At 68.5% G+C, this 22,227-nt stretch carries 24 protein-coding genes; 15 read left to right on the top strand and 9 right to left on the bottom strand.

All coding sequences use genetic code 11. The features are described 5' to 3' along the window. Positions 1-78: 78 nt before the first annotated feature. Positions 79-423, bottom strand: coding sequence for a Zn-ribbon domain-containing OB-fold protein (locus BST11_RS04965; protein WP_244897528.1), 345 nt, complete (start codon positions 421-423; stop codon positions 79-81). Between the two features lie 57 nt (positions 424-480). Between BST11_RS04965 and BST11_RS04960 the strand changes: the two genes are divergently transcribed. The 3 genes from BST11_RS04960 (at position 481) to BST11_RS04950 (ending at position 4,215) form a co-directional block, all read left to right on the top strand. Beyond that, positions 481-1,674: a thiolase family protein gene (locus tag BST11_RS04960; RefSeq protein WP_083137015.1), complete on the top strand. Its 1,194-nt coding sequence runs from the start codon at positions 481-483 to the stop codon at positions 1,672-1,674. 30 nt (positions 1,675-1,704) lie between these two features. Further along, on the top strand, positions 1,705-3,135 hold the full coding sequence (locus BST11_RS04955) for a FadR/GntR family transcriptional regulator (RefSeq protein WP_083136875.1): 1,431 nt from the start codon (positions 1,705-1,707) through the stop codon (positions 3,133-3,135). Between the two features lie 105 nt (positions 3,136-3,240). Further along, positions 3,241-4,215 carry a sensor histidine kinase gene (locus tag BST11_RS04950; RefSeq protein WP_083136874.1) on the top strand — a complete coding sequence of 325 codons (975 nt, stop codon included), beginning with the start codon at positions 3,241-3,243 and terminating at the stop codon, positions 4,213-4,215. Positions 4,216-4,222: 7 nt separating this feature from the next. Here BST11_RS04950 and BST11_RS04945 read toward each other — a convergent pair whose 3' ends face one another. Continuing rightward, positions 4,223-4,432 (bottom strand): hypothetical protein, encoded by a 210-nt coding sequence (locus BST11_RS04945; RefSeq protein WP_083136873.1) that lies wholly within the window; start codon positions 4,430-4,432, stop codon positions 4,223-4,225. A gap of 358 nt (positions 4,433-4,790) precedes the next feature. On the opposite strand from BST11_RS04945, the gene BST11_RS04940 reads away from it, so the two are divergent. After that, positions 4,791-5,294, top strand: a complete 504-nt coding sequence (locus BST11_RS04940; RefSeq protein ID WP_083136872.1) for a 2-isopropylmalate synthase — start codon at positions 4,791-4,793, stop codon at positions 5,292-5,294. A 31-nt stretch (positions 5,295-5,325) separates the two neighbouring features. On the opposite strand, the gene BST11_RS04935 is transcribed toward BST11_RS04940, so the two are convergent. Beyond that, on the bottom strand, positions 5,326-6,807 hold the full coding sequence (locus tag BST11_RS04935) for a cytochrome P450 (protein WP_083136871.1): 1,482 nt from the start codon (positions 6,805-6,807) through the stop codon (positions 5,326-5,328). A 123-nt stretch (positions 6,808-6,930) separates the two neighbouring features. On the opposite strand from BST11_RS04935, the gene BST11_RS04930 reads away from it, so the two are divergent. Together BST11_RS04930 and BST11_RS04925 are read left to right on the top strand one after the other, a co-directional pair. After that, positions 6,931-7,593: a TetR/AcrR family transcriptional regulator gene (locus BST11_RS04930; RefSeq protein WP_083137014.1), complete on the top strand. Its 663-nt coding sequence runs from the start codon at positions 6,931-6,933 to the stop codon at positions 7,591-7,593. A gap of 18 nt (positions 7,594-7,611) precedes the next feature. Next, the gene (locus BST11_RS04925; protein ID WP_083136870.1) at positions 7,612-8,526 is read left to right on the top strand and encodes an SDR family oxidoreductase; all 915 of its coding nucleotides are present in this window, start codon (positions 7,612-7,614) and stop codon (positions 8,524-8,526) included. A 239-nt stretch (positions 8,527-8,765) separates the two neighbouring features. Here the strand turns inward: BST11_RS04925 and BST11_RS04920 are convergent, their stop codons facing one another. After that, entirely contained in the window at positions 8,766-9,806 is a 1,041-nt protein-coding gene (locus BST11_RS04920; protein WP_083137012.1) for a DNA polymerase IV, read from the bottom strand. After that, positions 9,803-10,414, bottom strand: coding sequence for a TetR/AcrR family transcriptional regulator (locus BST11_RS04915; protein WP_083136869.1), 612 nt, complete (start codon positions 10,412-10,414; stop codon positions 9,803-9,805). The genes BST11_RS04920 and BST11_RS04915 overlap by 4 nt, the downstream gene beginning before the upstream one ends. A 91-nt stretch (positions 10,415-10,505) precedes the next feature. Between BST11_RS04915 and BST11_RS04910 the strand changes: the two genes are divergently transcribed. From BST11_RS04910 to BST11_RS04875, 7 genes are all read left to right on the top strand, one after another. Continuing rightward, complete coding sequence (locus BST11_RS04910) at positions 10,506-11,072, top strand: NAD(P)H-dependent oxidoreductase (RefSeq protein ID WP_211284645.1); 567 nt, start codon at positions 10,506-10,508, stop codon at positions 11,070-11,072. A gap of 491 nt (positions 11,073-11,563) precedes the next feature. After that, a complete protein-coding gene (locus BST11_RS04900; protein ID WP_083136868.1) occupies positions 11,564-11,803 on the top strand; it encodes a redoxin NrdH in 240 nt (79 codons plus the stop codon). Positions 11,804-11,845: 42 nt separating this feature from the next. Beyond that, positions 11,846-12,298: a class Ib ribonucleoside-diphosphate reductase assembly flavoprotein NrdI gene (gene nrdI, locus BST11_RS04895; protein ID WP_083136867.1), complete on the top strand. Its 453-nt coding sequence runs from the start codon at positions 11,846-11,848 to the stop codon at positions 12,296-12,298. Next, entirely contained in the window at positions 12,268-14,433 is a 2,166-nt protein-coding gene (gene nrdE / locus BST11_RS04890; RefSeq protein WP_083136866.1) for a class 1b ribonucleoside-diphosphate reductase subunit alpha, read from the top strand. Before nrdI ends, nrdE begins: the two co-directional genes overlap by 31 nt. 143 nt (positions 14,434-14,576) lie before the next feature. Beyond that, positions 14,577-15,305 carry a TetR/AcrR family transcriptional regulator gene (locus tag BST11_RS04885; protein WP_083136865.1) on the top strand — a complete coding sequence of 243 codons (729 nt, stop codon included), beginning with the start codon at positions 14,577-14,579 and terminating at the stop codon, positions 15,303-15,305. Between the two features lie 82 nt (positions 15,306-15,387). Beyond that, entirely contained in the window at positions 15,388-16,941 is a 1,554-nt protein-coding gene (locus tag BST11_RS04880; RefSeq protein ID WP_142276193.1) for a flavin-containing monooxygenase, read from the top strand. Positions 16,942-16,992: 51 nt separating this feature from the next. After that, entirely contained in the window at positions 16,993-17,451 is a 459-nt protein-coding gene (locus tag BST11_RS04875) for a universal stress protein (protein ID WP_083136863.1), read from the top strand. Between the two features lie 26 nt (positions 17,452-17,477). On the opposite strand, the gene BST11_RS04870 is transcribed toward BST11_RS04875, so the two are convergent. Next, on the bottom strand, positions 17,478-18,026 hold the full coding sequence (locus BST11_RS04870) for a TetR/AcrR family transcriptional regulator (RefSeq protein WP_083136862.1): 549 nt from the start codon (positions 18,024-18,026) through the stop codon (positions 17,478-17,480). Continuing rightward, positions 18,010-18,456, bottom strand: a complete 447-nt coding sequence (locus BST11_RS04865; protein ID WP_083136861.1) for an SRPBCC family protein — start codon at positions 18,454-18,456, stop codon at positions 18,010-18,012. Before BST11_RS04865 ends, BST11_RS04870 begins: the two co-directional genes overlap by 17 nt. 190 nt (positions 18,457-18,646) lie before the next feature. On the opposite strand from BST11_RS04865, the gene nrdF reads away from it, so the two are divergent. Both nrdF and BST11_RS04855 read left to right on the top strand, forming a co-directional pair. Then, positions 18,647-19,621, top strand: a complete 975-nt coding sequence (gene nrdF, locus BST11_RS04860; RefSeq protein WP_211284641.1) for a class 1b ribonucleoside-diphosphate reductase subunit beta — start codon at positions 18,647-18,649, stop codon at positions 19,619-19,621. A 128-nt stretch (positions 19,622-19,749) separates the two neighbouring features. Next, positions 19,750-20,067: a DUF3349 domain-containing protein gene (locus BST11_RS04855; RefSeq protein ID WP_068207319.1), complete on the top strand. Its 318-nt coding sequence runs from the start codon at positions 19,750-19,752 to the stop codon at positions 20,065-20,067. 4 nt (positions 20,068-20,071) lie between these two features. Here the strand turns inward: BST11_RS04855 and BST11_RS04850 are convergent, their stop codons facing one another. Together BST11_RS04850 and BST11_RS04845 are read right to left on the bottom strand one after the other, a co-directional pair. Then, positions 20,072-21,112 (bottom strand): NAD(P)-dependent alcohol dehydrogenase, encoded by a 1,041-nt coding sequence (locus BST11_RS04850; protein WP_083136860.1) that lies wholly within the window; start codon positions 21,110-21,112, stop codon positions 20,072-20,074. 98 nt (positions 21,113-21,210) lie between these two features. Beyond that, on the bottom strand, positions 21,211-22,227 hold a 1,017-nt coding region (locus BST11_RS04845; RefSeq protein ID WP_142276192.1), incomplete at its 5' end, for an iron-siderophore ABC transporter substrate-binding protein.

The raw sequence follows: 22,227 nt of genomic DNA, 5'->3' as shown, positions 1-22,227 counted from the left end.
TCTGTCGGCGAGCGCCCGTGGTTGTACGGCGACACGCCGTCCGGGCCAGCATTTTGCGGACGCTGGGCGAATGGAGCACTAGGCGGGGGCGAACTGGGGCGCGCCGCCGCTGCCCCGTTCGGGCTGCGCGGCGACGGGCATCCCGCACGTCACCGAATCCGGCTCGCACCCAACGATATTGGCCGCCACACGCAGGCCGCTCTGCTCGGCCAGCTCGACGATCGCGATCACGTAGGGGGTCGGGACCTCCGGGTTGTACGGGTGATGATTCACCGTATAGGTGAACACGGTGCCGCGCCCGGACACCGGCCGCGCCACCAGCGGGCCGCCGCAGTCGCGGCATTCGCCGGCAGGCGGGTGGACCCAGCGCGCGCAAGCCTCGCAGTGATCGATGAGCAACTGGGACGTCGTCTCGCCTGGCACGCCCAATACAGTACACTCTATTGATCCGGTGCGGGCTGGTTGGACGGGCGGTGGCAGGTGACCCACTTCGAGAAGGACGCGATCGTGTCGGGCCTCGGCATCTCGCGAATCGGCCGTCGCACGGGCATCCCGGGCCTCGAGCTGACCATGGAGGCGGTGCGCGCCGCGATCGCGGACGCCGGCCTGGCGCCCGCCGACATCGACGGGATCGCGACCCTGGGCGACACGCCGGCGGGACAGGTCAACGCCGAACTGCGAATCGAGGCCGCCGACTGCGGGTCCGGCTTCGGCACCGGCGGCCTGCTGAGCCCGGTGATGTCGGCGTGCCGCGCGGTCGCCGAGCGGCGCGCCCGCCACGTGGTGATCTACCGGACGATCCAGATGCTCGGCGGCACGGTACCGGTCAAGCCGCAGGAGGACGCGCCGGCCCCACCGCTGGCGCGCATGTTCGAAACGGCCGACGGCGCGCCGCGGCCGGCCGTCGGCGCCATGGACGACGTCAATGACCTGGTTGCCGCCCACGCATATTCGGCGGCCAACTGGCTCGCGCTGAACTGCCGCCTGCACATGGAGCTTTACGGAACCACCAAGGAACAGCTGGGCTGGCTGGCGCTGAACGGCAGGCGCAACGCCGCACTGAATCCCCTTGCGGTATACCGCGAACCGATGACCATGGCCGACTACCTCGGCGCGCGCTCGGTATCGACGCCGTTCGGGCTGCTGGACTGCGATGTCCCCATCGACGGCTCGATCGCGGTGGTGGTGTCCCACGCCGACTACGGCCGCGACTGCCCGCACCGGGCGGTCGCGGTGGAGGCGATCGGCGGATCCGACGGCGCCGGCGGCTGGTTCCACCGCGACGACTACCCCAAGATGGCGATGTCGGACGCGGCGGCGCAGATGTGGTCGCGCACGCAGCTCAAGCCCACCGACCTCGACGTGGCCGAGTTGTACGACGGCTTCACGTTTCTGACCATCGCCTGGCTGGAGGCGCTCGGCGTGTGCGGCGACGGCGAGGCCGGCCCGTTCGTCGAGGGCGGCGCGCGCATCGCCCTGGACGGGAGGCTGCCGCTGAACACCTATGGCGGTCAGCTCTCGGCCGGGCGGATGCACGGCTACTGGGCCCTGCACGAAGGGTGCCTGCAGTTGCGGGGCGGGGCGGGGGAGCGCCAGGTGTCGAAACGACCGGAGGTCGGCGTGGTGTCGGTGGGCGGCGGTCCGGTCGCGGGCTGCATGTTGCTGACATGTTGAGAGAGCCTGTGGGAGAGCGCAATTGAGCCTCTGAGCCGCGAGCCGGACAACGGCCCCGTGAACAAGCTGGCTTCGAAGGTTGCCCGCCACATCGAGGCGGATATCGCTCGCCGCGGCTGGAGGATCGGCGAATCGCTGGGTTCCGAGCAGGCCTTACAACGGCGCCACGGCGTGAGCCGATCGGTGCTTCGGGAGGCCGTCCGCCTCGTCGAACACCACCAGGTCGCTCGGATGCGCCGCGGCCCGGGCGGCGGGCTGCTGATCTGCGAGCCCGACGCCGGCCCGGCGACCCGCGCCGTCGTCATCTACCTCGAGCACCTGGGCACCACGCTCGTCGACCTGCTCAACGCGCGCCTGGTGCTCGAGCCGCTGGCGGCATCCCTCGCGGCCGAACGCATCGACGAGGCCGGCATCGACCGGCTGCGCGCGGTGTTGCGGGCCGAGGAACACTGGACGCCGGGCGCGCCGGCGCCGCGCGACGAGTTCCACATCGCGCTGGCTGAGCAATCGAAAAGCCCGCTGCTGCAACTGTTCATCGACATCCTGATGAGGCTCACCACCCGATACGCCCGGCAGTCGCGGCCGGACTCGGCGACCGAGGCCATCGAGGCCGTCGACCACATGCATCACGACCACTCCCGCATCGTCGCGGCCGTCACCGCCGGGGACGCGGCGCGGGCCAAGACGCTCAGCGAACGACACATCGAGGCGGTGACCGCCTGGCTGCGGGAACACCATCCCGGCGGCGGCCAGGCTTCGCGGCGCGGCCGCGCGGCTCGGTCCCGCCCGGCGCCGCGCCTCGAGGGCGACGAGCCCCCCGGCAAGCTGGCCGAGACGGTGGCGGCGGCCATCGGCGAAGAAATCGTCGCCGGCGGCTGGGCGCCCGGCTCGGTCTTCGGGACCGAGCCGGCCCTGCTGGAGCGCTACCGGGTGAGCCGCGCGGCGTTTCGGGAAGCGGTGCGGCTGCTCGAATACCACTCGGTCGCGCACATGCGGCGCGGCCCCGGCGGCGGGCTGATCGTCGCCCGGCCCCGGGCCGAGGCGAGCATCGACACCATCGCGCTGTATCTGCAGTACCGCAAGCCGACCCGCGGGGACCTGCGCTGTGTCCGGGACGCGATCGAGATCGACAACGTGGCCAGAGTCGTCAAGCGGCGCAAGGAATTCGCCGGATTCGACGCCGCGGCGCTCGTCCACGACGTGGCCGACGAGGAGCGGTTCCATCTCGGGCTGGCGCGGCTGGCCGGCAACGCGCTGCTGGACCTGTTCCTCCGGATCATCTTCGAGCTGTTTCGCCGACAGTGGTCCACCACCGGCCAGTCGCTCCCGACCCGGGCCGACGTGGCCGCCGTCGAACACGCTCACCATCGGATCCTGCTGGCGATCGAGGCGGGAGACGACAGCCTGGCCCGCTATCGGGTCCGCCGTCACCTGGACGCCGCGGCGTCCTGGTGGCTGTAGGAACCGGCCGCCCGTGGCGCGCATAGCCAACGCCCGTCTGGGGTATGGGGAGGGGAGCCGGTCCAGCAGGGGGGCGGCATTGCGATCGAAAGCGAGAGCGCTGGAATGTCGGGGGGCGCGCCGTTTCCGGCAACCGATCAGTCGGGTTTCGTACATTCCGTGCTGTTTTACCGCTCGCGGCACGAATGCCTGGATTTGGTAAGGCGCTTCGTCGCCGACGGTCTGGCGGGGGACGAGGCGGTGCTGGTGGCCATGCGCGGCGACGAGCTGGCCGAGCTGTGCGACGCGTTCGGCGACTCCGGCGGTGGGCTTCCACCCGAGCTGCGGATGGCCGACGTCGCCGAGGTCGGCCGCAACCCGAGCCGGTTCACGGCGACGGAGGGCTCGTTCGTCGACGAGCACCCGGACCGTCGGGTGCGGATCGTGAGCCAGCTCGCCTGGCCGGGGCGCCGCGGCGACGAACTCGTCTCCTGCGTGGAGCACGAGGCCTTGGCCAACGCCGCCCTGGACGGCTACCCGGCGACGAAGTTGTGCCTGTACGACGAGACCCGACTGAACGACCAGATATTGGCCGATGCCCGCGCCACCCACCCCGTGCTGTGGGCGGGCGGCGGGCTGCACCCCAGCGCCGAATACGCGCCCGACGCCGTCCTGGACCGCTGCAACCAGCCGCTCGAGGCCAACCCGGGGGCCGCCACGTACCTGGTCAAAGAGTCCGCGGATCTGCGTCCCGCCCGGTCGTTCGCCGTCGACTACGGCGGCTGGGCCGGCATGTCCGAGGACGCCATCGACGACCTGCAACTGGTCGCAACGGAGCTGGCAACCAACAGTTTGATGTACACCGACGGGGCGTGCCGGCTGGCCTTCTGGCGGCAGGACGAGCATCTGGTGTGCGAGGCCCGCGACACCGGGCGGCTCGACGACCCGTTGGTCGGTCGCCTGGACCCGGGCCCGGCCGGCGCCGCCAGCCGCGGGCTGTATCTGGTCAACGCCATATCCGATTTGGTGCGCACGCACACCACGTCAGCCGGGACGACGATCCAGGCCTACCTCCGAATCGACCCGTCGCCGGACGACTGAGTCCCGCTCAGAGGTTGCTTTGCGCCGGCGCGGGAACCGCGACGCCCGGCGCGGGGGCGCCCTTGGACGGCGGCGGGTTGGACGGCACCGGGCCGGGGCTGCTGTTGGTCGGGGCGCAGGCGGCGGCCAGCACCGCGAATACCGCGGCCAGGGCCGCGCCCAGCGTCCGAACGGACAGGACGGACAAGATCGTCTTGCTGGCACTCTTCGCGGTCATCGATCGCCTTTCGCTCGCTCGTCGGTCTCGCTAGTCGGTCTCGCCAGTCAGCCGTTGAAAGCACTGCCCGCCCCAGATGTTATCGCTATCACCGCGGGGCTCACGAGGCCGCGACGGGCATTGGCCGCCGCCGCCTCTCGGAAGCCCTTGTCCGGCAAGGCTTTTCCCGCTCGCGGGAAAGGATTTGCATTTGCCGGTGCGGGGCGTCTATCGTCTCGCTCGTGCGTCTTCTTCAGCGTGCCTTCAAGAAGGCCGTAGTAGCCAGCACCCGCAGCGGGGTCTGATCCGAGACCGACCCCCCGCTGTGGGTCGGAAGCTACTGCCGTCGGTCACCTGCTGACCAGAGAAGACCGACACCATGCTTGTTTCGCAGCTTGTTTCGAAACCCCTTTCGAATGCCACCGCCGCCACCTGGTTTCTGCACCACTTCGGCGCCGCGTTGCCGCGTGGGCTGCGCGAGGAGGCCGGCGCGATGCCCTGGGAGAGCTTCGTCGCGGCCTACGGCCAGGCCGCCGGCCCGGTGCGACTGGGGCAATGGGCCTGCACCGACACCGACCGGCCCGCCGGGCGGCTCGGTCCCCAGGCCCGCAACTTTCGCGCCATGATCGCCGTCGGCGATCACATCAGCACCTCGACCGCCGCCGCCGGCGGCCCGATCGCCGCCCTCACCGCGATGCTGCACGAGCGCGGGATCACGGTGGAGACACTGCGATTCCACCAGATGCGCTCGGACGGGATCACCGCCACTTTCATCCGTGGCAGCAACGGGATTCGGGCGGAGTGGGCGATGGGCTGGTCGGAGGACCCGACGCAGTCGGCGCTGCGCGCGGTGGTCGCGTGCGCCAACCGGCTGCTGGCATAGTTGCACCCGCCCGCGCGGGGGAAGGCGGAAACTACAGCGGGCGCAACACGATCGGCATGCCGTCCTTGGGCACCGGCATGCCCCCGTAGTCCCACTCGGCCTGGTAGCCGGGGCGGGGCAGCTCGAGCTGATACTTGCGCAGCAGGCGGTGCAGGATCGTCTTGATCTCCAACTGCCCGAATACCATTCCGATGCACTTGTGCGCGCCGCCGCCGAACGGGGTGAACGCGTAGCGGTGCCGCTTGTGCTCGTTGCGCGGCTCGGTGAACCGATCCGGGTCGAATTTCAGCGGGTCCGTCCACAGTTCGGGCAGCCGGTGGTTCATGCCGGGATAGGCGATGACGTTGGTGCCCTTCGGGATGTAGTAGCCCAGCAGATCCGTGTCGCGCACCGTCTGGCGCATCGCCCACTGCACCGGGGTGACCAGCCGGATCGACTCGTTCATCACCAGGTCCAGCGACTCCAGCTTCTCCAGGGACTCGATGTCGAGCGGGCCGTCGCCGAGGCGGTCGGACTCGTCGCGGCACCGCTCCTGCCACTCCGGGTGGGCGGCCAGCTGGTAGATCATCGTCGTCGCGGTCGACGTCGACGTGTCGTGCGCGGCCATCATCAAAAAGATCATGTGGTTGACGATGTCCTCGTCGGAGAAGCTGTTGCCGTCCTCGTCCTCGGTGCGGCACAGCACCGACAGCAGGTCGTTGCCGTCCTTGCCGCGCTGCTCCTTGACCCGCTCGCGGAAGTAGTTCTCCAGCAGTTCGCGCGCCTTGAGGCCGCGCCACCAGGTGAACGGCGGGACGCTGGTGCGGATGATCGCGTTGCCGGCGCGGGTGGTGACGATGAACGCCTTGTTCACCTTGGTCACCAGCTCGCGGTCGGTGCCCGGCTCGTGGCCCATGAACACCATCGAGGCGATGTCGAGCGTGAGCTCCCTCATCGCCGGATAGAGCAGGAAGCGCGCGTCGTTGACGACCCAGTCGTTGGCGACGGTCTTCGTCACGACGCCGTCCATCTGCTCGACGTAGGAGACCAGCCGGGGGCGCACGAACGCCTCCTGCATGATCCGCCGGTGGAACATGTGCTCCTCGAAGTCGAGCAGCATCAACCCGCGGTGGAAGAACGGCCCGATCACCGGGACCCAGCCCTGCTGCGAGTAGTCCTTGTTGCGGTTGGAGTAGATGACCTGCGCGGCGTCGGGGCCCAGCGCCGCGACGCCCGGCAGCACCGGCGAGTCACCAAACACCACCGGACCCTTGGTCCGGTACAGGTGCAACAGGTAATCGGGCCCGCCGCGCAACATCTCGATGATGTGCCCGAGGATCGGCAGGCCCGCGTCGCCGAGGACCGGCTTGAGGTCGCTGCCCGGCGGCGGGTCGGCGAGCTTGTGCTCGGGGAACTGGGTGTCCAGCAGCCTGCGTTCCACCAGGCCCATGCCGGGAAAGTTGTTGAACGACGGGGTCAATCGGCGCCGCGCCTGGTCGAGCAGGTAGTGCGGGGTGCTGATCGTCGCGGCCATTGACGCTCCTTTGCGCTCTCGTGCAAGCCCGGGATGGTGACAACGGTCACTGGCTCTATCCTTTGGAAAAAGTTGACGGCTGTCAAGTTTGCTTTTCCCGTGGTGTGGTGCAAGGTCAAGGGCGTGAGCACCCACGCCGCCACCCCGGAGCCCGGGGAACCGGGCGGCCGCCGGCGCGGCGACAAGCACCGGCAGGCGATCATGCAGGCCGTCCGCGACCTCCTCGAGGAAAAGCCGTTCGCTGAGCTGTCGGTCAGCACCATCAGCCAGCGGGCGGGGGTCGCCCGATCGGGGTTCTACTTCTACTTCGACTCCAAGTACGCGGTGCTCGCCCAGATCGTCGCGGAGGCCACCCAAGAGCTCGAGGAGCTCACCCAGTATTTCGCCCCGCGCCAGCCGGGAGAGTCGCCCGAGCAGTTCGCCAAGCGGATGGTTCGCAGCGCAGCCGCCGTCTACGCGCACAACGACCCGGTCGTGGCGGCCTGCAACGCCGCCCGCTACACCGACGCCGAGATCCGCGACATCCTCGAGCAGCAGTTCGAGGTGGTGCTGCGCGAGATCGCCGACGTCGTCGACGCCGAGATGAGGGCCGGCACCGCCAACCCGATCAGCGACGACATCCCCACCCTGGTGCGCACATTGGCGGGCACCACCGCGATGGTCTTGACGGGCGACCCGATCATGGTTGGCGGGCACGACGGAGACGGCGAGGACGATGCCGAGCGCCGGGTGCGCGTGCTCGAGCAGCTCTGGCTGCATTCGCTGTGGGGTGGGGCCCCGAAGTAACGCGGTAGGGTCACGGCCATGGCGCCAAAGGGATCCGGACGCTACTACGCGGGCAAGCGGTGCCTCGTCACCGGCGCGGCCAGCGGCATCGGCCGCGCGACCGCCCTGCGGTTGGCCGCGCAGGGTGCCGAGCTGTATCTGACCGACCGCAACGCGGAAGGTCTGGAACTGACCGTGGCCGACGCCCGCGCTCTGGGCGCGAGGGTGCCCGCGCACCGCAGCCTGGACGTCGCCGACTACGACCAGGTGGCGGCGTTCGCCGACGCGATCCACGCCGAACACCCGAGCATGGACGTCGTGCTCAACATCGCCGGCGTATCGGCCTGGGGCACCGTGGACCGGCTGACCCACGAGCAGTGGCGCAAGATGATCGCGATCAACCTGATGGGCCCGATCCACGTCATCGAGACGTTCGTCCCGCCGATGGTGGCGGCCGGGCGCGGCGGGCATGTGGTCAACGTGTCCTCGGCGGCCGGGCTGGTCGCGCTGCCGTGGCACGCCGCCTACAGCGCGAGCAAGTACGGGCTGCGGGGCCTTTCGGAGGTACTGCGCTTCGACCTGGCCTCCCACCGCATCGGGGTGTCGGTGGTGGTGCCGGGCGCGGTCAGGACGCCGCTGGTGAACACGGTCGAGATCGCCGGCGTCGACCGCGAGGACCCCCACGTGGCCCGCTGGGTGGACCGGTTCAGCGGTCACGCCGTGTCGCCGGAGCGGGCGGCCGAGAAGATCCTGGCCGGCGTCGCCAAGAACCGCTACCTCATCTACACGTCTTCGGACATCCGGGCGCTGTACGCGTTCAAGCGGCTGGCCTGGTGGCCCTACAGCGTGGCGATGCGTCAGGTGAACCGCATCTTCACGCGGGCGCTGCGGCCCAGCCCGGTGACGATGCAGGCCGCGAAGCGGCGTGAGGAGGAATCGGGCGATCGGACCTAGCCCGGTGACGATGCAGGCCGCGAAGCGGCGTGAGGAGGAATCGGGCGATCGGACCTAGCCCGCCGACGATGCAGGCCGCGAAGCGGCGTGAGGAGGAGGCGGGTAATCAGATCTAGCCCGGTGACGATGCAGGCCGCGAAGCGGCGTGAGGAGGAATCGGGCGATCGGACCTAGCCCGGTGACGATGCAGGCCGCGAAGCGGCGTGAGGAGGAGGCGGGCGATCAGACCTAGCCCGCCGCTATTGCGGCATCGCCAGCTCGAGTCGCACCCCGAGTAACCGCACCGGCCGGTCGAGGTCGAAGAGGTCCAGCAGGCGCAGCGCCGCGTCGGTGATGGCGCCGGCGTCGGTGGTGGGCGCGGGCAGCTTGCGGATCTTGGTGCGGGTGTAGAACGTCGCGGTCCGCACGGTGACCGCGACGCGGGTGACGATCCGCCCGCCCGCCAGCACGTCGTCCAGCGCCTGGCGCGCCAATTGCGTTACCGCGGCGTCCATTTCGGCGCGATCGGTGAGGTCGCGCGGGAAAGTGACGACGTGGCTGCGCGAGCGGGGGACCCAGGGCTCGGCGCTGACGTCGCTGTCGCCGCCGCCCTTGGCCAGCAGCAGCAGCCACAGGCCGGTGCGCGGGCCGAACTCCGACGTCAGCGACTCCGCGTCGCTGTGCGCAAGTTCCCGCACCGTCGTTATCCCAAGCGAGGCAAGCTTTTTCGCCGTCTTGGGACCCACGCCCCACAGCGCGTCGACCGGCCGGTCGCCCATCACGGCCATCCAGTTCGCGTCGGTGAGCACAAACACGCCGTCCGGTTTCGCGAAGCCGGTGGCCACTTTGGCCCGCTGCTTGTTGTCGCTGATGCCGACCGAGCACGACAACCCGGTTTCCGAGGAGACGACCGCCCGGATCCGTTCGGCCACCTCGACCGGATCGTCCGCGGTGACGCCGACGTAGGCCTCGTCCCAGCCCCACACCTCCACCGGGTAGCCCAGGTCGCGCAACAGCGCCATCACCTCGTCGGAGGCCGCGTCGTAGGCCGCCGGGTCCGACGGTAGGAAGGTCACCCCCGAGTTGGGGGGGCAGCGGCGCGCCGCGGTGCGCAGCGGCATGCCCGCGCGCACACCGAATTCCCGCGCCTCATAGGAGGCGCACGTGACGACCTTGCGCGGTTCGGTCGGGTCGCCGCTGCCGCCGACGATCACCGGCAGCCCGGCCAGTTCGGGGTGGCGGCGCAGCTCGACGGACGCCAGGAATTGGTCGAGGTCGACGTGCAGGACCCAGGTCGTCATCGCCCGCACAGCTTGCGCGCCACGCTCTCCCACGCGTCGCCGAGCGTCTTCAGGGTGTGGCCGCCGTAGCTGAGTTGGTGTTCGACGTAGTCGACGTCGAGCAGCGCCAGCAGGGCGTCGGTCTGGGCGTCGAGGTTGCCGGTGGTTTGCGCCTGGTTCAGCAGCACGCGGACGTGGGTGCGCTGGACCATGGCGGCCGGGCTGTAGCGGTTCTGCGGATCGGCGTTGGCCGCCGACAGCAGGGCGCGGTGGGCGTGCACGAACCGGATCCGCTCGCGGCCGAACGCGATCAGGCGGTCGAGCGGGGGCGCGTCGGGCCCGAGCGGTGGCGGGCCGAACAGGAAGGCCTGCTGGCTGGCGCGCTCGTCCTCGTCGAGGAGCACCATCATCAGCCCCGCCCGGCTGCCGAACCGGCGGAAGAGCGTGCCCTTGCCGACGCCGGCGGCGGCGGCGACGTCGTCCATCGTGACTGCGTCCGCGCCGCGCTCGGCGACCAGGGCGCGGGCGGCATCCAGCAATAGCGCGCGGTTGCGCGCCGCGTCACCACGCTCTGGGGGGAGCTCCCGTGGTGCATAGACGGGCAACTCGTCCAGCCGTTCGACGCTCACTCCTGCACTTTAGCGCCGACGGAATTAATCGGACCGTAGTCCGGTTAGATCGTGCGAAGATGTAGACCAGCGACCGAAGGGAACGTTGACAGTGCCAGAGAACTCCGACATCAAGGTCTTGGCGTTAGTGGGCAGCCTGCGCGCGGCGTCGATCAACCGGCAGATCGCCGAACTGGCCGCGGCGGTGGCCCCCGACGGCGTCACAGTCACGGTGTTCGAAGGCCTGGGGGAGGTGCCCTTCTACAACGAAGAGATCGACGGTGCGGTCAGCCCCGGCTCCACGACGCCGGCCCCCGTGGTCGCGCTGCGCACCGCGGCGGCCGGCTCCGACGCCGCCCTGGTGGTCACCCCGGAGTACAACGGCAGCCTTCCCGCGGTCGTCAAGAACGCGATCGACTGGCTGTCGCGGCCCTTCGGCGACGGCGCGCTGAAGGGCAAGCCCCTGGTGGTCATCGGCGGGTCGTTCGGCCGGTACGGCGGGGTGTGGGCGCATGACGAGACGCGCAAGTCGTTCGGGATCGCCGGGGCCCGCGTGCTCGAGGCGATCAAGCTGTCCGTGCCGTTCAAGACCCTGGAGGGCAGGCCGCCCGCGGAGCACGCCGAGCTCTCGGCGACCGTCCGCGACGTGGTGGGCAAGCTCGCCGCCGAGGTCGGCTGAATCGGGGTGCCGTTTGGCGGGAGCCCACCGGGTTCTCGCTTTGCTGGCGGCGAGGGTCGAGCCGGTGGCCGGCGCCGCGGGGCGCCACCGCCGCGGGCTGGTTGTCGGTGGCCGCTGATATACCGGTGGGCATGCATCCCGTCGGCCGATATGTGATCTGCGACACGCCGGTGGCGCGCCCGGCGGATGCCGCGCGACCAGCGAATTTCAAAATTGTTATTCAGAACATCTTGTATCTCGACAACTTGTCGGCCACTAGGTGTAGTGTTTCGAGCACCGGCAGATCCCAAGATCCCCAAGCCGGCCGGGCTTGGGGACCTCCCCGAATCGGCTTGACGGCCCCGAAGCCCGCGGCTTCGAGCCGGACGGCCGCACGACGGGAATCTGGGAGCCTGACGGGCCGCTGAACAAGAGCGATGACCGAGTTTGTTGCAGTACCCAATTAGTTGCCAGTCCGTAGAGGTCCCACCTTCCGCAAAGGAGCGGTATCCATGAGCATCACCGTGTACACCAAGCCGGCATGCGTGCAGTGCAACGCCACCTACAAGGCGCTGGACAAGCAGGGCCTGGCGTACGAGAAGGTCGACATCACGCTCGACTCCGAGGCGCGCGACTACGTGATGGCGTTGGGGTACCTGCAGGCCCCGGTGGTGGTGGCAGGAAACGAGCACTGGTCGGGTTTCCGGCCCGACCGCATCAAGGCGCTCGCCGGGGCCGTGCTGAGCGCGTAACGCGGCGGGCGAAGTAAGAAGTCGGAGGGAGGTTGCGGCGCCATGGAGGTTCGGGGGCGCAACCTGGTCTATTTCTCTTCCGTGTCGGAGAACACCCACCGCTTCGTGCAGAAGCTGGGTGTTCCCGCCACGCGGATACCGCTGCACGGGCGCATCGAGGTCGATCAGCCGTACGTGCTGATCGTGCCGACGTACGGCGGCGGCCACGCCACCCCGGACGTCAACGCCGGGGGCTATGTCCCCAAGCAGGTCATCGCGTTCTTGAACAACGAGCGCAACCGATCGTTGATCCGCGGCGTCATCGCCGCGGGCAACAACAACTTCGGGGCTGAATTCGCCTACGCGGGCAACGTCATCTCGCGCAAGTGCGGCGTGCCCTACCTCTACCGCTTCGAACTGATGGGAACACCGGACGACGTGGACGCCGTCCGTGCCGGTCTCGCCGATTTCTGGAAGGAACAGACGTGCCCCCAACCGTCGCTGCAGAGCCTGTAACCGCCGGCGCTCATGTGTTGCCCGACGAAACGGACTACCACGCGCTGAACGCGATGCTGAATCTGTACGACGCCGACGGCAAGATTCAGTTCGACAAGGACGTTCTCGCGGCGCGCCAGTACTTTTTGCAGCACGTCAACCAGAACACCGTCTTCTTCCACAACCAGGACGAGAAGCTCGACTACCTGATCCGCGAGAACTATTACGAGCGTGAGGTTTTGGACCAGTACTCGCGCAACTTCGTCAAGGAGCTGCTGGATCGGGCCTACGCCAAGAAGTTCCGCTTCCCCACGTTTCTCGGCGCGTTCAAGTACTACACCTCCTACACGCTGAAAACCTTCGACGGGAAGCGTTACCTGGAGCGCTTCGAGGACCGTGTCGTGATGGTCGCGCTGGCGCTGGCCGCCGGAGACACCGGGCTGGCCGAGAAGCTGGTCGACGAGATCATCGAGGGCCGCTTCCAGCCGGCCACCCCGACGTTTTTGAACTCGGGCAAGAAGCAGCGCGGCGAGCCGGTGAGCTGCTTCCTCCTTCGCATCGAGGACAACATGGAGTCGATCGGGCGCTCGATCAACTCCGCGCTGCAGCTGTCCAAGCGCGGCGGGGGAGTCGCGTTGCTGCTGAGCAACATTCGCGAGCACGGCGCGCCGATCAAGAACATCGAGAACCAGTCCTCGGGCGTCATCCCGATCATGAAGCTGCTGGAGGACTCGTTCTCCTACGCCAACCAGCTGGGCGCGCGGCAGGGCGCCGGCGCGGTGTACCTGCACGCCCATCACCCCGACATCTACCGCTTCCTGGACACCAAGCGGGAGAACGCCGACGAGAAGATCCGGATCAAGACGCTGAGTTTGGGCGTGGTGATCCCCGACATCACCTTCGAGCTGGCCAAGAAGAACGAGGATATGTACCTGTTCTCGCCCTACGACGTGGAGCGGGTCTACGGCGTGCCGTTCGCCGACATCTCGGTGACCGAGAAGTACTACGAGATGGTCGACGACGCGCGCATCCGCAAGACCAAGATAAAGGCCCGGGAATTCTTCCAGACGCTGGCCGAGCTGCAGTTCGAGTCCGGCTACCCCTACATCATGTTCGAGGACACGGTGAACCGGGCCAACCCCATCGAGGGCAAGATCACGCACTCGAACCTGTGCTCGGAAATCCTGCAGGTGTCCACGCCGTCGCTGTTCAACGACGACCTCTCGTATGCCAAAGTGGGCAAGGACATTTCGTGCAACCTGGGTTCGCTGAACATCGCCAAGACGATGGACTCGCCGGACTTCGCCCAAACCATCGAGGTGGCCATCCGCGCGCTGACCGCCGTCAGCGACCAGACCCACATCACGTCGGTGCCGTCAATCGAGCAGGGCAACAACGACTCCCACGCGATCGGCCTCGGGCAGATGAACCTGCACGGCTACCTGGCCCGCGAGCGCATCTTCTACGGGTCCGAAGAGGGCGTGGATTTCACCAACATCTACTTCTACACGGTGCTCTACCACGCGCTGCGCGCCTCCAACCGCATCGCGATCGAACGCGGCACCCACTTCAAGGGTTTCGAACGTTCCAAGTACGCGTCGGGGGAGTTCTTCGACAAGTACATCGACCAGGTGTGGGAGCCGGCGACCGACAAGGTGCGTCAGCTGTTCGCCGACGCGGGGATCCGCATCCCGACCCAGGACGACTGGCGCCGGCTCAAGGAGTCGGTGCAGGCGCACGGCATCTACAACCAGAACCTGCAGGCGGTGCCGCCGACCGGATCGATCTCCTACATCAACCACTCCACGAGCTCGATTCACCCGATCGTGTCGAAGGTCGAGATCCGCAAGGAAGGCAAGATCGGCCGGGTCTACTACCCGGCGCCGTACATGACCAACGACAACCTGGAGTACTACCAGGACGCCTACGAGATCGGCTACGAGAAGATCATCGACACCTACGCCGCGGCCACTCAGCATGTGGACCAAGGGCTTTCGCTGACGCTGTTCTTCAAGGACACCGCCACCACCCGCGACGTGAACAAGGCACAGATCTACGCCTGGCGCAAGGGCATCAAGACGCTGTACTACATCCGGCTACGCCAGATGGCGCTGGAGGGCACCGAGGTCGAGGGCTGCGTCTCCTGCATGCTGTGACCGCTGCGCAGCGGGTGCGAGTGTGAACCCTGCGACGGGTTCGCGGCGTGTCGCGTCGCGAAATGCACACTGGGCGGGGTTCCGGGGCTTCGGTCTGCCCTGGTCAGCGGCGCCTGCGCGGTATGGTGCTTGATGTGGTGAGAATGCCGCGGACCGCTCGGCCCCACCCCAGCGCGAAGCCCGGGGTCAAGGTCGACGCTCGCAGCGAACGCTGGCGCGAACACCGCAAGAAGGTGCGCGGCGAGATCGTCGATGCGGCGTTCCGCGCCATCGACCGGCTCGGGCCCGAGCTGAGCGTACGCGAGATCGCCGAGGAGGCCGGCACCGCCAAGCCGAAGATCTACCGGCACTTCCACGACAAATCCGACCTGTTCCAGGCGATCGGGGAGCGCCTGCGCGACATGTTGTGGGCGGCGATCTTCCCATCCATCGACCTCAAGACCGACTCGTCGCGCGAGGTGGTCCGGCGCGCCGTCGAGGAGTACGTCAACCTCGTCGACGAGCACCCGAACGTGCTGCGGGTTTTCATCGAGGGCCGCTCCCCGGCCAGCCCGAAGATCCTCGAGGAGGGCCGCGGCATCACCCTGGCCGTGGCCGACATGTTCGACAACGAGCTGCGCGAGATGGAGCTCGACCACGCGGCGATCGAGCTTGCCGGGCACACCGCGTTCGGCTCGGCCGCCTCGGCCACCGAATGGTGGCTCGGGCCCGACGCCGACAGCCCCCGGCGCATGCCGCGCGACCGATTCGTCGCCCACCTGACCACCATCATGATGGGCGTCATCGTCGGCACCGCCGAGGCGCTCGGCATCACGATGGACCCCGACCAGCCCATCCACAGCGTGGTGCCCAGCAACCCCGCCGCCAGCTGAGCCCCGCGTTGACATATCCGATACCCTGGGTACTGGGTATTTGCATAACTAATAGGAAGACCGATCCAGCGTGACCGATGCGATGACACAAACCAAAGCCGACCCCGTGCCGGGGCCCGAGGCGCCCCCACCGGTGCACACCCGCGCCATCATCATCGGGACCGGGTTCTCCGGGCTGGGCATGGCCATCGAGCTGCAGAAGCAAAGCGTGGACTTCGTCATCCTGGAGAAGGCCGACGACATCGGCGGCACCTGGCGCGACAACAGCTACCCCGGCTGCGCGTGCGACATCCCGTCGCACCTCTACTCGTTCTCGTTCGAGCCCAAGCCGGACTGGAAGAACCCGTTCTCCTACCAGCCCGAGATCTGGGACTACCTCAAGGGGGTCACCGAGAAGTACGGGCTGCGCCGCTTCATCGAGTTCAACTCGCTGGTCGACCGCGGCCACTGGGACGACGACGAGCACCGCTGGCACGTGTTCACCACCGACGGGCGCGAATACGTCGGCCAGTTCCTGATCTCGGGGGCCGGCGCGCTGCACATCCCGTCCATCCCCGATTTCGAGGGACGTGACGAATTTCGTGGCGCCGCTTTCCATTCCGCGGAGTGGGACCACAGCGTGGACCTCACCGGCAAGCGGGTGGCGGTGATCGGGACCGGCGCCAGCGCGATCCAGATCGTTCCGGAGATCGTCGGGCAGGTCGCCGAACTTCAGCTCTACCAGCGCACCCCGCCGTGGGTGGTGCCGCGCTCCAACCCCGAATTCCCCGCCGCGCTGCTTCGGGCGATGGAGAACGTCCCCGGGCTGCGCCAGGCGCTGCGCCTGGCCATCTACTGGGGCCAGGAGGCGCTGGCTTTCGGCATGACCAAGCGTCCGGGCGCGCTGAAAATCATCGAGGCCTACGCCAAATACAACATTCGGCGCTCGGTCAAGGACCGCGAGCTGCGCCGCAAGCTGACCCCGCACTACCGCATCGGCTGCAAGCGAATCCTCAACTCCTCCACCTACTACGGCGCCGTCGCGGACCCGAAGACCCAACTGGTCACCGAGGGCATCACCCGGATCACGCCCGACGGGATCGTCACCGCCGACGGGCGGGAGCGCAAGGTGGACGTGATCGTCTACGCCACCGGCTTCCACGTCACCGACTCCTACACCTACGTCCAGATCAAGGGCCGCCACGGCGAGGATCTGGTCGACCGCTGGAACCGCGAGGGCATCGGCGCGCACCGCGGGATCACCGTCGCCGACGTGCCCAACCTGTTCTTCCTGCTGGGGCCCAACACCGGGCTGGGGCACAACTCCGTGGTGTTCATGATCGAATCCCAGATCCACTACGTCGCCGACGCGATCAAGACCTGCGACAAGATGGGCGCGCAGGCGCTGGCCCCGACCCGCGAGGCGCAGGACCGTTTCAACGACGAGCTGCAGCGCAGGCTGGGGCCGTCGGTGTGGAACAGCGGCGGCTGCAGCAGCTGGTACCTCGACGAGCACGGCCGCAACACCGTGCTGTGGGGCGGCTACACCTGGGAGTACTGGCGCGCGACCCGTTCGGTCAAGCCCGAGGAGTACCAGTTCTTCGGGGTCGGCGAGGGCTCACGCGCCGGGCGGCGCGCGACCGCCGCGCAAAGCTGAGCCCATTCGGGTGGGGATTTGGCCGCCGCCGGGCGTTACAGTGTCAGGGAAATGAGCGTCTATCAGACCGTCGTGGTCGGCACCGATGGCTCGGACTCGTCGCTGCGCGCGGTGGACCGCGCGGCCGAGATCGCCGCGGATCACGGCGCGAAACTGATAGTCGTGACGGCGCATCTCCCCGTCCCCCAGGAACGCGGCCGCTACGCCATCCCGCCGGGCAGCGACCACGGCCAGGACTATCGGACGGTAGGCGAGGCCCCCTACTACGCGATCCTGCAGAACGCCAGGGAACGGGCGCACCAGGCGGGGGCCCACAACGTGGAGGAGAGGTCGATCGCCGGCGCCCCCATCAACGTGCTGGTGCAGCTCGCCGAGGAGGTCCGTGCCGACCTGCTGGTCGTCGGCAACGTCGGGCTCAGCAGCGTCGCCGGGCGGCTGCTCGGATCGGTCCCGTCGGAGGTCTCCCGCAAGGTCAAGACCGACGTCCTGATCGTCCACACCACCGGCTGAAGCACCGGTAGGAATCAATCCGAAAATCAGCGGCTGAGCAGCGCCGCGAAGGCGCGCGCGGCCGCGTCGACCCCGGCGTCGTCGTCGGTGGCTACGAGATCCAGTAGCAGGCCACGGATCACGGCCAGCCCGAGCCTCGCCAGCGCAGGGTCGACGGGACCGTCGGCATCGGTTTCTAGGTCCTTGACCTCGCGCAGCCAGCCGTCGACGGCGCCGGGAACCATTCGGGCGAAAGGCTTTTCGCCCTGGGCGGCGCGGGCGTAGCACTCGAAGAACAGACGCTCGGCCTGGCGCAGTTCGGGTTGGCGCAGGTGGGACCACATGGCGGCGAAGCTCTCGGCCGGAGTGGTCGGCAGGTCGGGCAGGAGCGCCATCTGGCGGCTCTCGACCTCCTCGACGATCGCGACGAGCAGGTCCTCGCGAGACCCGAAGTGGTGCAGCAACATTCGGTGGCTGGTGCCGACGGCGGCGGCCACGTCGCGCAGCGAACGGTCGCCGACCCCGCCCGCGGCGAACTCGTCGACCAGCGCGTCGAGGAGCTGCCTGCGCCGTTGCGTGTCAGGGGTGCGAGCCATCGGCCCGGCTGAGTTGCTCAGACCGGGCCTTGAGCCCTTCGGCCTCGAGTTTGAGGTAGCGCTTGGTCATCGGCCCCATGAGCCGTGCGACGAGGCCGCCGAGCACGCCGCGCTGGTCGAGCCGCTGGCGCACCAGGGTGCGGCTGCCGGGCCGCGGGATGACGTCGTGGCGGGCGCTGGTCGACGCGCCCGGCGCGCGCTGCACCCACGTCCACGACGAGCCGGGTTCGACCTCGGTGACCTGCCACACCAGCTTCGACATGCGGGGCTGCTTGATCGCGAAGCGTTTGCCGACCGCGAGCCCGGGCCCGTCGACGGCGGCCAGCGACGTCACCGACGCCGTCCACTCGGGCCAGCGCTCGACGTCGCTGAACACCTCCCATACCAGCTGCGGCGGGGCGTCGATCTCGACACTGTCCTCGGTAATCATGTACCAAATGGTACATGGGCTGGCGGCGGCTGAAAAGGGGGCGCGAAGGGCGCGCCGCACGTTCGGCGAGCCGGGCGAGGCGCGACACGGCAAACACAACTTCTTGTGTTCCGCCGCCTTGTCGTACCCCAGGGGTAGTGTTTGAAGTCTCAAGTTCTTAGGCAAAACCTTCCGGTGAAGTGGGGTTTCGGTGACCGAAAACATGAAGCTGATTGACCGCGTTTCGGCGATCAACTGGAACCGTCTGCAAGACGACAAGGACGCCGAGGTCTGGGACCGGCTGACGGGCAATTTCTGGCTGCCCGAGAAGGTGCCGGTGTCCAACGACCTGCCGTCCTGGGGGACGCTGACCCCACACGAGAAGCAGCTGACGATGCGGGTGTTCACCGGGCTGACGCTGCTGGACACCATTCAGGGCACCGTCGGGGCGGTGAGCCTGATCCCGGACGCGCTGACCCCGCACGAGGAGGCCGTCTACACCAACATCGCGTTCATGGAGTCGGTGCACGCCAAGAGCTACAGCTCGATCTTTTCCACGCTGTGCTCCACGGCCGAGATCGACGACGCCTTCCGCTGGTCGGAGGAGAACCCCAACCTGCAGCGCAAGGCCGAGATCGTCATGCAGTACTACAAGGGCGACGAGCCGCTGAAGCGCAAGGTGGCCTCCACGCTGCTGGAGAGCTTCCTGTTCTACTCCGGGTTCTACCTGCCGATGTACTGGTCGAGCCGGGCCAAGCTGACCAACACCGCCGACATGATCCGGCTGATCATCCGCGACGAGGCCGTGCACGGCTACTACATCGGCTACAAGTTCCAGCGTGGCCTGGCGCTGGTGGACGACGTCAAGCGCGCCGAGCTGAAGGACTACACCTACGAGCTGCTCTTCGAGCTCTACGACAACGAGGTGGAATACACCCAGGACCTCTACGACGAGGTCGGGCTGACCGAGGACGTCAAGAAGTTCCTGCGCTACAACGCGAACAAGGCGCTGATGAACCTCGGCTACGAGGCGCTGTTCCCCCGCGACGAGACCGACGTCAACCCGGCCATCCTGTCCGCGCTGTCGCCGAATGCCGACGAGAACCACGACTTCTTCTCCGGCTCGGGGTCGAGCTACGTGATCGGCAAGGCCGTCGTCACCGAGGACGAGGACTGGGACTTCTAGCCCTGCGGCGATGAACGGCGCGTGAATTGTGCCGATCGGGGGATGTCCCGGTGGCGCCGCCGCCCCGCACCCGTGACACTTAGGGCGTGGCGATAACCCCATCCTCCACGGCCGCGTTCTTCCGTTCGGTGATCCGGTGGCTGCAGTGCGGCTACCCCGACGGCGTTCCCGGACCCGACCGGCTGCCGCTGCTGGAGTTGCTGCGCAGCACGCCGCTGACCGAGGACCAGATCAAGCAGGTCGTCGACGCCGTCGACGAAGAGGTCGCGCCGGGCAAGGAGATCGACCGCGACGTGATCGCCGATTTCATCTCCGGGGTGACGCAGCGCGACGCCGGCCCCGAGAACGTCGCACGGGTGGCCGCCAGGCTGGCCGCCGCGGGATGGCCGCTCGCGGGTGCCACGCTGCCCACCAACGGCGAAGCGGCGGGTTCCGAATCGGCTTGAGCCGCTACAGCTTCGAGATGTCGATGACGAAGCGGTAGCGCACGTCGCTGGCGAGCACGCGCTCGTAGGCCTCGTTGATGTAGTCGGGCTCGATGACCTCGATTTCCGGGGTCACGCCGTGGTCGGCGCAGAAGTCCAGCATCTCCTGGGTCTCGGCGATGCCGCCGATGTTCGACCCGGACAGGCTGCGGCGCGCCAGCGCCAGCGGGAACGCCGGCACCTCCATCGGGTGCTCGGGGATGCCCAACTCGACCAGCGTCCCGTCCACGTCGAGCAGGTTGAGGTAGTCGCCGAGTTTCAGGTTGGCCGACACGGTGTTGAGCATCAGGTCGAAGCTGCCGCGCAACTGGCGGAAGGTCTGCCGGTCGGAGGTCGCGTAGTAGTGGCTGGCGCCCAGGCGCAGCCCGTCCTCCATCTTCTTCAGCGACTGCGACAGCACCGACACCTCGGCGCCCATCGCGGCCCCCAGCTTGACGCCCATGTGCCCCAGGCCGCCCAGGCCGATGATCGCCAGCCGGGTGGTCTTGCCGGCCTTCCAGTGCCTCAGCGGGGAGTAGAGCGTGATGCCCGCGCACAGCAGCGGCGCCGCCTTGTCCAGCGGCAGCGAGTCGGGGATGCGCAACACGAAGTTCTCGTCGACGACGATCGCCTGGCTGTAGCCGCCCTGGGTGACCGAGCCGTCCTTGTCGATCGAGTTGTAGGTGAACACCGGGTCGCGTTTGCAGTACTGCTCGAGGCCGGCCAGGCAGCTGCTGCACTCGCCGCAGGAGTTGACCATGCAGCCCACCCCGACGTGGTCGCCCACCTTGTACTTGGTGACCTCGGAGCCCACCTCGGTCACCACGCCGGCGATCTCGTGGCCGACGACCACGGGGTAGTTGGGTTGGCCCCACTCGCCCTTGGCGGTGTGGATGTCGGAGTGGCAGATGCCGGCAAACTTGATGTCGATCGCCACGTCGCGCGGGCCGGGGTCGCGGCGCGTGATCGTGGTCTTGGTCAGCGGTGCCGTCGCCGACGTCGCGGCGTACGCCAAAACAGTGCTCATGCTTATCCCTTGAATCCCTCTGTGCAGTCCAGTCCCCAAAAAGTTTAGCTAGGGTAAACGTTTTCGGCTAACCGGACGGGTGTGATCTTCAGCGCCGCTCAGTTGATCGGGGCGTTGACCAGCCGCAGGTCGTCGACGATGCCGCGGGCCGCGATCAGGCCCTCGCCGGTCTGCCATATCTCGTCGTTGACCACGTACACGCGGTTGTCGCGGTTGGCCGACAGCTTGCGCCAGGGGTTGCTGTCCAGCACGGTGGCGGCGCGCTCCGCGGCGGCCGGGCCGGCGCACGACACGTAGACGACGTCGGCGTCGGCCGCCGAGAGATCGGGGTTTTTCGCGAGGTCGGCGTCGGTGGCGGCGATCTCGATGTAGGGCTTGTCGGTGAACCGCTGGCCGGCCGGGCGCTCCACCCCGACGGCGCCGAGCACGCTGGCCGGGAAGTTGTCGGCCCCGTACACCCGGATCGTGTCGGTGGTCAGCCGCACGATCGACGCCTGGAAGTGCGACGCGTCGTGCGTGGCCCCGATCCGGGTGGCGCGCTGCGTGAAGCCGCCGAGCAACGCGTCGACGGCGCCGCCGCGGGCGGTGGCGGCCCCGACGCCGCGCAGGTTGTCCTGCCAGGCCGCGCCCGGGGCGGCGGTGAACACCGTCGGGGCGATCGCGGCGAGCTGCGGATACAGCTTCGGGGTCAGGCCCTGCGACCCCAGGATCAGGTCGGGGTGGGCCGCGGCGACGGCCCCCAGGTCGGGGTTGGTGCGGGTGCCGGCGCCCGGCACGCCGCGCACCGCGTTGCCCAGGTACGACGGCTGGCCCGCCGCCCCGTCGGGCAGCGCCGCGGCGACGACCCGCGACTGCAGGCCCAGCGCGCACAGCGCGTCGAGCTGGTCCCCGGAGAGCACCACGATGCGCCGCGCCTCGGCGGGGACCGTGACCGTGTCCGGGGTGACGCCGGCCGCGTTGCGGGCCTGCCGCGTCGCGGGACCCTCGTCGGCCGGGGCGGCGTCGCGCGCGCACGACTCGTCGGGCCGCCGATCGTTGCCCAGCACCCCGGCCCCCGCGATCTGGGTGGTCGGCGTCACCAGCGACCGCGTCGCGGCGGTGGGCCCCGACCCTCC

The organism is Mycobacterium alsense (genome assembly GCF_002086635.1).
Taxonomy (GTDB): domain Bacteria; phylum Actinomycetota; class Actinomycetes; order Mycobacteriales; family Mycobacteriaceae; genus Mycobacterium; species Mycobacterium alsense.
Note: the sequence above shows the minus strand (reverse complement) of the source record. Positions and strands in the feature narration are given on the sequence as shown.